Consider the following 9,948-nt stretch of genomic DNA (forward strand, 5'->3'; position numbering starts at 1 on the left):
GCAGGACACTAGATCGTTTGACAGTGTAGTTGACATGTCACGCTCCACGACAGATGGACCGCCAACCCGGGCGAGGACTCCTCCAGGCCTGGACAGCCAAACGCCGCGCACACGGGAACCCGTGGCGTGCCGCACCAGAGCCGCTTGATGATCGTCTCACGTAACTGATCGTGCTATCATAGATGGGGAATCCGATATCAAACGTGTGAGGTGACGCCCATGGCCGACGTCCTCGTCCGCGACGTGCCCGATGTGGTTCTTGCCGAGCTCGACGCCGCCGCTGCCCGCGCCGGGATCTCGCGCGTCGAGTATCTGCGCCGCATGCTTGCTGCCGAAGCCGAGCGAGCGTCGCGCGACGCGCGTCCACCCCTTGGACGGGAGGACTGGGTACAGCTCAACGAGCTGATCTCGGACCTTGCCGACGAGGATGTGATGCGCGGTGCCTGGTCGTGACCGAGGGCTGGCTCATCGACAAGTCGGCGATGGTCCGCATACCGACCCATCCCGACGAGCCTGTCTGGTCACGGCGAGTCGATCAAGGTCTGGTACACATATGTGCGGTCACACTGCTCGAAGTGGGGTATTCGGCCCGCAACGGCCCTGAACACACCCGGCTTCTCGGTACCCTGCCGCTCGCGCGCATGGCCATTCAGTGGGACATGCCGACCGCCGTGACCCGACGTGCCTACGAGGTCCAAGGCATGTTGGCCGCGGCTGGCCACCACAGAGCTCCCAGTATCCCCGATCTGCTGATCGCAGCGACGGCGGAAGCTGCCGGGCTTACGCTCCTGCATCGCGACAAGGACTTTGAGCTGATCGCCGACCTGACCGGGCAACCGTTGTGCCGATTGTCCTGATCCCCCCGCACCGCGGCACGGCTGACAGCCAAGACGACAGCCGAGACGACGGACACGGGTGGACGCTGCCGGACCCCCATGGACGGAGCGCGCCAGGTCAGCGGACAGGATGGACACCCACGGACGTCGACGGAAGATCCAGATCTAACTACGGATCAAGCGGCCATCGGCGTGCCATTCGCGTGCCAGTAGCAACGGTCGGCATCTGGTCGGACGGGTAGCCAACGGTCGGCACTGGACCGCCGCTGACGTGGGCAGGAGCGCTCCGGCCCAGGCTGGCGGCGGGCACGGCACAGGTTTCCCAAGCTTGCAACGCGGGTTCGATTCCCGTCGCCCGCTCCACTCGGGGAGAGGTCTGTCAAACAGGGTCTGACCTGGTCGTTTCGCCATGCCAGCCCAGGGGGACGAGCCCGATGGCGCACAAATCATACGATGCGTTGATCGACGATCCCGACGTCGATGTAGTCTATGATCCACTGCCGAATGCGCTGCATGCACCGTGGACCTTGCGCGCGATCGAAGCTGGAAAGCATGTGCTGTGCGAGAAGCCGTTCACCGCGAACGAGGCCGAAGCGCGTGCTGTCGCCGCGGCAGCGGCGTCCGCCGGGGTCGTCGTCACCGAGGCTTTTCATTACCGGTATCATCCGCTTGCGGAGCGTATTCGTACGATCGTGCAAGACGGCAGCCTCGGCACGGTGCACTCGATCTCCACCTGGATGTGTATTCCCTGGCCACTTTTCGATAACGAAATCCGCTACAGCTACGATCTCGGTGGCGGCGCCATGATGGATACCGGATGTTACGCCGTCCACTGTATGCGGCTGCTCGGAACAGGTGAACCGAAGGTCGTGTCGGCTCGCGCCCTGCTGCACACGCCGCGCATCGACCGCGCCATGACCGCGGAGTTCAGTTTCCCCGACGGCCCGACCGGGCGGATCGACTGCTCACTGTGGTCACGGCAGTTTTTGCGAATCGCCGCACACGTGATCGGGGACCGCGGTGAGTTGCGAGTCGTCAACTTCGTCCGTCCGCACCTGTTCAACCGGCTCCGTTGGACGGTACAGGGCCACACTATGCGGGAAACGGTACGCGGGGAAACGACCTTCGACGCCCAGTTGCGCGGTTTCGCCCGTGCGGTGCTGTACGGCGAACCGACGCTGACACCGGCCGAGGACGCGGTTTTCACCATGCGCCTCATCGACGATGTCTACCGTGCGGCTGGTCTCCCACCACGCGGGATCTCCGGTTGACCGGGTTGCCTAGAAGGCGCCGGAGTACTCTTGGTGGCCGGGCACGGAGACATATCGGACCGATCCCGGATAAGCGGGAACAGGCGGTGCCACCAATACCACTGACGCCGGTAATGTCAGTGATCACCTGTCGAGATCAGGACTGCGGGTCAACCCGCGGAGGCTGGCTGGCACCGGGTGCTGTCAGCGGCCAGCCGTCGGATCCGACCAGACGGGCCAGGTCGGCCGGGGTGTCGACGTCGTCGGGGGAGCCGGTGCCGTCGCAGGGCACCATGACGACCCGGTCCGGATTGGCACGCAGCCAGGCCCGTGCGCCGACATCACTGTGAGCGAGGGCGGACACCTCAGTCCATATCGCCCTGTGTAGCAGGACCGGATTGCGCGGCTGCCCACCGTAGCTGGCGACCGCGGCAACGGCACCGGACGCGTGGGCCGCGAGTAGCCGGCGCACCGCATCGGCGCCGACCAGCGGCTGATCGGCCAGCGCGATCACGACCGCGTCGACGCCGGTGTTCCCGCCGTCCCTGCTCCCGCCCCTGTCAGCAAGGTTTTCGTCGACAGCGGCAAGTGCCGCGAGCCCCCGACGCAGCGAGGCGCTCATTCCCAACGCCCAGTCCGGCGCCAGGACAACCCGTTCTCCGGGCAGGCTGGTGGATCTGAGAACGTCGGCTGCCCGCGCGCCGAGTACCACGAACACCGGGGCGCATCCGCCGTCGGCGAGCATCCGGGCGCATCGCTGGACCAGTGATTCGCCACCCAGCGTGACCAGAGCTTTCGGCATGCCGAATCGGCGTCCGGCGCCGGCGGCGAGGACGAGCCCACCGACGGCACCCGTTGGGTCTGCTACAACTGCTGCTCCATCTGCCACAGGTGCTCCAGGTGCTCCAGGTGCTCCAGATGCTTGTCGGTCCGAGCGGGGCAGGCGCCCACGACGCCCGCCCATGACAAGGACGGGTGATCGCCGGGAACGCCACATCCGGTTGCCACCGTAACGGACTCGGGATAATTCAGTTAGATGAATATAGAAATAAGAATCACTATAAAAATATGAACCGGTGGAACAGATGATTTCGTCTGCTGGCTCACACTTCCTTCTCCGGCGGTTCGCTATACAATCCGGAACGGTGAAACGGTCCATTGTTGACGGCGTTCCGCAGGCCGTTCAGAAGGCCCAGGCCCCCGGCCGGGACGATGTTGCGCCGATCGTCTTTCTCAGCTATGCGGATGAGGATCATGCGCGTCACGGTGCTTCGATCGGCGCGCTGGGAAGCGCGCTGGAGACCGAGATCTCGACCCGGACCGGCCATCGCTGCCGGGTTCTGCGCGACCGGCGGGAGATCGTCTGGTGCGAGTTGTGGAACGAGAGGATCATGAATCTCCCGGATACCACGGCGATTCTCGTCGCAATCATGACTCCGGCCTTCTTCCGGAGCGCTCAGTGCCGGCACGAGCTCGAGCGCTTCCTCAATCTTGAACGGCAGTCGAATCTTGAACGGCGGTCGGCGCGTACGGATCTTGTCCTGCCGATTCCATGGGCGAACGATCTCGACCTTGCCCACGGTGGCACGGGGGATGTGTTGGTGGAGGCGATGTGCCGCCGGGTAGGCGAGGACTGGCCGTCGCCGCAGGACCGATCGCCCGCCACGCTTCCGGCCGAAAACCTGGCTGAGCATCTGGCCATGGGCCTTGCTCGGCGTCTGCGTAATCAGATGAGCACCCTTGACCGATCGCAGAGTTCGACGCGCCGTGTTCCGCGGGTGCCGAGGCAGCCAGGGTCCCGGACACCGACCTCGGACTCGCAGGCTCTGTCACAGCAGACCCAGCCACTGCAGATCCAGCCACTGCAGGTGCGGGACGAACCGGCTCGTCCAGTATGCCAGGAACCGCCTCGACCACCAGGCGGCGAACGGGGCGTCGACGGCGCCGTCGCCTACCGTCCGATAGTGGCAGCTCACGATCTCTGTGTAAAAGCGTTCAGCGCGACGCGGCTGCGTACCGGCTACACCATGGTCGGCGTCGACGCCTTCCTCGACTGGGCTGCCGCCGAGTTGCGCCGGTTGCACGCCCTCGTCCGCTCTGTCGAGAACGGAGGAAAACCGGATCCGGGCGAACTCGTCCCGAGAATCACGCCAACGGAGATCAGGTCGACGAGGTTCAACCCGACAAGGTTCTTCAGCGGGTACCGCGAAAGCGAGGTCGACGACTTTCTCTGGGCCGTCGAGCGCGAGTTCGCCAATCTGCACAGGTTTCTGTCCGCAGTGTCCGCCAGCGCCTTGACCGGTACTCCCCGTAGCGGCAACGCCCGGACCGATGCCGCCGGGCACCGTGGTGGTCCTGGTTCCTTCCACCCCGGCATCACCGGTTCGGAGGTGAAGGAGAAATCCTTCACGGGAACGCGGTTCCGCTCCGGCTACGACATTGCCCAGGTCGACGCCTTTCTCGACACGGTGTCCCGGGAACTGGACCGGCTGCAGGCGATGGTGGGATCGGCGCAGGACGGCCGGCCGGCGGATTCCGCTTCCCCCGCGGTGAGTCTCGTGCCACGGGACATCAGCGACGCCAAGTTCGACACGACCTGGCTGACGGGTGGATACAGCGAGTACGAGGTCGACGACTTCCTTGATTTTCTCGAACGTGAGCTCACCCGCGTCCAGGACTACCTGCCACGAGACGATCTGTAGCCGGCATGCGTCGGGGAACCAGACGGGTTCGCGGAGCGTCGATCGTGATGCCTCGCGAGCCCGCCGCCACCCGGAGCCGGCAGGCGGGAATGAGCGGCGGGAATGAGCGGCGGGAATGAGCGGGTGGGGATGAGCGGGTGGAGTAAGCCGGTGCCGAGCTTATAGCTTGCGGGCGATCATCAACCCGTCTGACACGGCCAACAGGACGGTCTGCACCCGCTCGTCCACTGCTACCACCTCGTTGAACGCCTGGATCGCCCGGACGTTCGCATTTCGGCTTTGCTCGTCGAGCACCTTACCGTCCTGAAGTACGTTGTCGACGAGGATCAGCCCGCCCGGGTGCATCCGCGGGAGCAACAGGTCGTAGTAGGTCTGGTACGAGGTCTTGTCCGCGTCGATGAGAGCGATGTCGTAGACGGGCTCGGTGGGTAGTGCGGCGATCGTGGCCGCGGCCGGGCCGATGCGCAGCTCGATCCGATCTTCCAGGCCGGCGCGCTTCCAGTAGTGGCGCGCGAGCGACGTCCACTCCTCGCTCACGTCGCAGCAGAGCAGATGACCGTCATCGGGCAGGCCACGGGCGATGCAGATTGACGAGTATCCGGTGAACGTACCGACCTCGATCGCCCGACGTGCCCCCGTGCTTGCGGTCAGTATCGTCAGTAGGGTGCCGAGTTCGGCACCGATCTGCATGACGGACAGGTTGCCGAGCTTCCGCCGCGTTTCCTCGAAGAGATCGGTCAGAAGCTCGTCCGGCGGCGAGCAGTGGGCGGCGAGATAGGGGTATATGCCGTGCGTCAGAATCGGCGACTGCGCTGCTGGGTCCAGAGCGGACATACGGCCCAGGCTACCTTCACACCCTGACCTTCTGCCTGCTCTCCGGCCTTCGCCTTCCTTCCTGCCTGTCGGCTCGGCCTGCCCGTCCGCCCTGGGGCCCTGGGCCCGTCAGACATCGCTGGTGTCGCAGGGGTGCCGGCGGGGCATTTCGCAGAGTGTGAGGACGAACAACCGGACCCCGACACCAACCCCGACACCAACCCCGACGCCGACGCCAGCCGACCGCACCGTTCCGGAGCTCGACGCGGACACGGTCCACGCTGTCGGGAAGCTCAGTGAGGCACTGGAGTGGGTGGAACGGGCGAGGGGGCACCTCTACGCGTTCCACCAGATGTCCGGCCACGCCGATCTCATGCTCGGGTCGGCGTTGGAGGAGCTGGAGAACGCCGGTCACGGCGAGATCGCCGAACGGGTCCGCAGGGACCTGTTCGGGCGGAACGTCCTCGACGGCCGGTGGACCTTCCAGATCGTCGAGGAGTACGACGACGGGTACTACCGGATCTTCGTGGAATCCGAACGAATGGTCAGGGAGGCACTGGCCGGTGGTCGCCGGCATGTGTACGAGGCGCGGATGAAGGCATCCGAACGGGAGCGTGCCGGCCGGTCCGCATTCGGCTCGGGAGCCTGAGCGTCTTCAGGTGCTGTCTGCTGTCTGCTGTCCCGCGGCCTGAGGCGCTGCCTGGGTCCGGGGAGGTGTCAGCGACGGCGCTGTCAGTGGCCTGGGCGCATCAGGCCTGATCGGCTCGTGCCGTCAAAGTCACCGTGCCCTGGTTTGACAGCATCCTGTGCGGGGCGGCACGCTTGGGGTGCGGCACCTCGTTCGGTGAGGCGTCTGCACGGACACAGGCCACTGACCCCGAACGTCGAGAGACGCCCCGGGTCAGGACAGCTCTCCCCGGGCTAAGGGGTGGGCCCAGGTGGCTTCCTGGTTGGGATTACGCCGTGCAGTGCCAAAGCTCTGACGAGGAGGGGTGCTCCGCACGGGGGGCTGGGCGCTGGCCTGGACCTGCTTCGTGCGATCACTCTGTGTAGATGTGGCCTGTGCCTGCGGGCACCCGGTCGTGAAGGAGGTGGCGGGATGAGTCCCGGTCATAGTCGCTGTCTGTCCTGGACTGGCTCGGCGACCCCCGCCGCCTGAGCCTGGTCCCTCCGGTGTGAAAACGTCGCCGCCGGCCTTTGTCAGAGGGCCGACGGTCCCAGCCCTGTTCGCCGGGCGGCCCGCGGTTTGTCGCGTCGTGCCTGATGCGCTGAACGCGGGTGGGCTCTCTACGAGCTCCCATGAGCACGGCGTTGCAGTGGGCTGGAATGCAGGCCTGATCCAAGGGCTGTGCCAACAGGTGCACGGGCTCGCCCAGCGGGCTGCGCGCTACCCGGCTGGCAGTGTGCCCGGACCTTGTCCGTAGCTGCGTTGTCCATGGTCGAGCTGATGTGTGTGTCACACAGCGATGCCCGAGGTCCGACCACCACCGCCGCAGCGAGGTGCGAGCGTCCCGGGTAGCCACCGGGCTCCCGGCAGTACCTGTTGGCAGGCCCTCAAGCCATTCGAGGAGCTGGCGTGATGACGGTGATGGAGAACGCTTTCTACTCCGAGGGCCGGCGCCTTGCGCGACCGGACTCGCTGGGTGAGACCTACCAGCTTCTGCATGGGCGTCGTGACAAGCGCAAGCAGGATCTCGCATGGATCGGGCTGGTCCGCCCGGACGAGCATGAGATCACTTCGATCGCCAGTGAGTTCGACCTGCACGAGCTCGCCGTCGAGGATGCTGTGCAGGCTCATCAGCGCTCCAAGCTGGAGCGGTACGGAAAGACCCTTTTCGTGGTCCTGCTGGCGGCCTGTTACAACGACACCCGGGAGGAAGTCGAGTTCTCCGAGCTGCACGTCTTTGTCGGGGACGATTTCGTCATCACGGTACGTCATGGTGACGCACCGGACCTGCGGCGGGTACGCCGGCGGATGGAATCCGAGCCGGAGCTGCTGGCCAGGGGCCCGGAGGCGGTGCTGTACGCCATCCTCGACCGGGTCGTCGACGACTACGCACCGGTTGTCGCGGGGCTGGAAAACGACATCGACGAGATCGAGACCGAGGTTTTCCGGGGCGACCCGGAGGTGAGCCGGCGTATCTACGAGCTGTCCCGCGAGGTCATCGAGTTCCAGCGGGCCACCAAGCCCCTGCTCGGGATGCTGGACGCCCTGGCGTCCGGTTTCGTGAAGTACGGCGTGGACGCCGAACTGCAGCAGCACCTGCGGGACGTCACCGACCACGTCGTCCAGGTCGTGGAGCGGATCGAGGGGTTCCGTCAGCTCCTCCAGAACATCCTCACGGCCAACGCCGCTCTGGTGGGGCAGCGGCAGAACGAGGAGATGAAGATCCTGACCGAGACGAGTATCGCGCAGAACGAGGAGGTCAAGAAGATATCCGCATGGGCGGCCATTCTGTTCGCTCCCACTCTGGTAGGCACCGTGTACGGGATGAACTTCGAGACCATGCCGGAGCTGAGCTGGGCGTACGGCTACCCGTTCGCGATCGCGCTCATGGGTCTGGTGTCCGTCATGCTCTATGTCGTCTTCCGCAGCCGCCGCTGGCTCTGATGCCAGAACACCCAAGACCGCGCGATCGTGCTTTTCGTACGCTGCCAGCGGGTAAGGTCCCCGGGCCACTCGGCGGAACATATGGTGGCTATACGCGCAAGCAGCATGAAAGCCGTAAAAAGGCATGAAAACGGCATGAAAACGCTCAGCCCGGCCCGCAGATCGGACCCGGCCGCCAGGGATCGCGTGACGGCGGCTGAGCATCAGGACCGTAGCCCTCAGCCCACACCGTCCGGCAGCGCGGGCAGTTGCCAGCCGTACCGGGCCGCGGGCCCTTCGGCGGATCGCCGGGGCTGCGCCGCCGACGGCGTCGGCGATGCTGCGGGCAGTCCAACGTCAGCAGTGGCACGACAGGCTCAATCATCTTTGATCGGTAACCTTCCCGTTCCGTTGCAGGATGTGCAGTTCAGCTTCTTGGTCTCGTTGAATGTGCCGTCCTCGTCCGTCCCGCCGACGTCCTTCAGGATTTTTCCCGTGCCGCCGCACGGTCCGCAGTCCTTCCAGGCCGGGCTGCCACGCCGGATGTCCTGCCGTTGCCGCTGACCTTTGTCCATGCGATCGCGGTCCTCGCCGCCATCGTCGTCCCGCCGCCGCAGAAATCCCATGCCATCCTCCCTGATCGTCGCACCAGCATGACGATCAGGCTACGGACAGATCGGACATCTCAGCGACGGGCCACGCTGTGGTCCACACATGGCAAAGGTTAGGTGCGGCAAAAGGCCTGGTTGCCGTGTCCGGATGAACTGGCCAGATATAAACAGGAATTAGCAGGGGCTCGAATGACTGCCAGAATCATCCACCTCGGCTTGCGGTTGGCCGGTCTCACCGCCGCGGCGCTGCTTGTCGGATGCGGCGGCTCCGAGGGTCAGGTCACCAGCAGTACTCACCAGCAGTACTCACCAGGAGTACACAGACGAGTGTTGCCACGTCCGCGGACGGCGCCTCGTCGACCTTCGCGGCCTCGAAGGTGTCCGACCAACACCGCGAGCGAGTCCGAGATCGCCGCCGCGTTGCAGGCGGCCGGTGTGGCCAAGGCCTCACGGTGGGCGAGGCATCTGCCCGCGGACCGCATTGCCGCGGTGCTCGGCGTTGAGGAGCAGGCTCGGGTGATGCGGTCCGCTCCGGCGAACTCTCTTGGTGACGTTGTCTACGTCACAGTGCTTCCAGCAGACACCGTTGACTGGCTGACCCGCCGGATGGACCTCGACGGCGACGCCCTGACCGTTGCTCTCCCCATTGCCGACGCTCTGCTCTGGACAGCTACTTTCGAGAGCGAAATGGGGATGGTGACACGGACCTGGGCATCGAGCACCGCGGCATCGTGTTCCCCGCGACGGCGACTTTCGGCGAAATCATGCAAGCTGATGCCGCGCCGCAACACATCCGGATCTGAGATCCGCCAGCCTCGCATCGGCCCTGGTGAATCTGGTTACCTTCAGTTACAGTCAACGGCTGCTCGGGCTCCGATCCGGAGCGCCAAGGACGGTCGTGGTCACGTGGATCGGCCCTTCTTGATCGACGTTGATGGCAGGGATCTGGGTGGTTGGTTGGTGGGCGGGTACGGGTCAACAGCACGCGGTGTCGTGTGGGCGCAACCCGACATTGCCTGACGCGAATCTATGGACAAATGGGCATCAACCTGTGCAAACGACAGTACCTGACATCACCCGGTAGGCTGCGACACAGGGAGGGCTCGCCTAGGCCGTGTCTGATGGCTCTTGGGTGGTGTCGCGGAG

General features: G+C 65.3%; 11 protein-coding genes and 1 riboswitch. Of the genes, 6 read left to right on the forward strand and 5 right to left on the reverse strand.

Features of this window, described 5'->3' with window-relative positions:
* The first annotated feature begins 219 nt into the window (after positions 1-219).
* The 3 genes from vapB to CV1CTNOD_RS03130 all read left to right on the forward strand — a co-directional run bounded on the left by vapB (position 220) and on the right by CV1CTNOD_RS03130 (position 2,107).
* Positions 220-453 (forward strand): type II toxin-antitoxin system VapB family antitoxin, encoded by a 234-nt coding sequence (gene vapB, locus CV1CTNOD_RS03115; RefSeq protein ID WP_131784658.1) that lies wholly within the window; start codon positions 220-222, stop codon positions 451-453.
* A complete protein-coding gene (locus CV1CTNOD_RS03120) occupies positions 450-857 on the forward strand; it encodes a PIN domain nuclease (RefSeq protein WP_131784659.1) in 408 nt (135 codons plus the stop codon). Before vapB ends, CV1CTNOD_RS03120 begins: the two co-directional genes overlap by 4 nt.
* 413 nt (positions 858-1,270) lie before the next feature.
* Positions 1,271-2,107, forward strand: coding sequence for a Gfo/Idh/MocA family protein (locus CV1CTNOD_RS03130; protein WP_131784660.1), 837 nt, complete (start codon positions 1,271-1,273; stop codon positions 2,105-2,107).
* Between the two features lie 136 nt (positions 2,108-2,243).
* Here the strand turns inward: CV1CTNOD_RS03130 and CV1CTNOD_RS03135 are convergent, their stop codons facing one another.
* The 3 genes from CV1CTNOD_RS03135 to CV1CTNOD_RS24345 all read right to left on the reverse strand — a co-directional run bounded on the left by CV1CTNOD_RS03135 (position 2,244) and on the right by CV1CTNOD_RS24345 (position 4,062).
* Positions 2,244-2,975 carry a nucleotidyltransferase family protein gene (locus tag CV1CTNOD_RS03135; protein ID WP_242606318.1) on the reverse strand — a complete coding sequence of 244 codons (732 nt, stop codon included), beginning with the start codon at positions 2,973-2,975 and terminating at the stop codon, positions 2,244-2,246.
* A gap of 214 nt (positions 2,976-3,189) precedes the next feature.
* Complete coding sequence (locus CV1CTNOD_RS24340; RefSeq protein WP_165485288.1) at positions 3,190-3,666, reverse strand: hypothetical protein; 477 nt, start codon at positions 3,664-3,666, stop codon at positions 3,190-3,192.
* Between the two features lie 249 nt (positions 3,667-3,915).
* A complete protein-coding gene (locus tag CV1CTNOD_RS24345; protein ID WP_165485289.1) occupies positions 3,916-4,062 on the reverse strand; it encodes a hypothetical protein in 147 nt (48 codons plus the stop codon).
* Here CV1CTNOD_RS24345 and CV1CTNOD_RS24350 point away from each other — a divergent pair.
* Positions 4,051-4,788, forward strand: coding sequence for a DivIVA domain-containing protein (locus tag CV1CTNOD_RS24350; protein ID WP_165485290.1), 738 nt, complete (start codon positions 4,051-4,053; stop codon positions 4,786-4,788). The two genes, CV1CTNOD_RS24345 and CV1CTNOD_RS24350, sit on opposite strands and share 12 nt — an antisense overlap.
* Before the next feature lie 159 nt (positions 4,789-4,947).
* Here CV1CTNOD_RS24350 and CV1CTNOD_RS03145 read toward each other — a convergent pair whose 3' ends face one another.
* A complete protein-coding gene (locus tag CV1CTNOD_RS03145) occupies positions 4,948-5,622 on the reverse strand; it encodes an O-methyltransferase (RefSeq protein WP_131784663.1) in 675 nt (224 codons plus the stop codon).
* A 157-nt stretch (positions 5,623-5,779) separates the two neighbouring features.
* Between CV1CTNOD_RS03145 and CV1CTNOD_RS03150 the strand changes: the two genes are divergently transcribed.
* Positions 5,780-6,250 (forward strand): hypothetical protein, encoded by a 471-nt coding sequence (locus tag CV1CTNOD_RS03150; RefSeq protein ID WP_131784664.1) that lies wholly within the window; start codon positions 5,780-5,782, stop codon positions 6,248-6,250.
* A 180-nt stretch (positions 6,251-6,430) separates the two neighbouring features.
* Positions 6,431-6,598: riboswitch (M-box (ykoK) riboswitch) on the forward strand.
* A 582-nt stretch (positions 6,599-7,180) separates the two neighbouring features.
* The gene (gene corA, locus CV1CTNOD_RS03155; RefSeq protein ID WP_131784666.1) at positions 7,181-8,212 is read left to right on the forward strand and encodes a magnesium/cobalt transporter CorA; all 1,032 of its coding nucleotides are present in this window, start codon (positions 7,181-7,183) and stop codon (positions 8,210-8,212) included.
* 356 nt (positions 8,213-8,568) lie between these two features.
* Here the strand turns inward: corA and CV1CTNOD_RS03160 are convergent, their stop codons facing one another.
* A complete protein-coding gene (locus CV1CTNOD_RS03160) occupies positions 8,569-8,817 on the reverse strand; it encodes a hypothetical protein (RefSeq protein WP_131784665.1) in 249 nt (82 codons plus the stop codon).
* Positions 8,818-9,948 lie beyond the last annotated feature (1,131 nt).

The sequence above is a fragment of the Protofrankia symbiont of Coriaria ruscifolia genome (assembly GCF_900634745.1).
Taxonomy (GTDB): Bacteria; Actinomycetota; Actinomycetes; order Frankiales; family Frankiaceae; genus Protofrankia; species Protofrankia californiensis.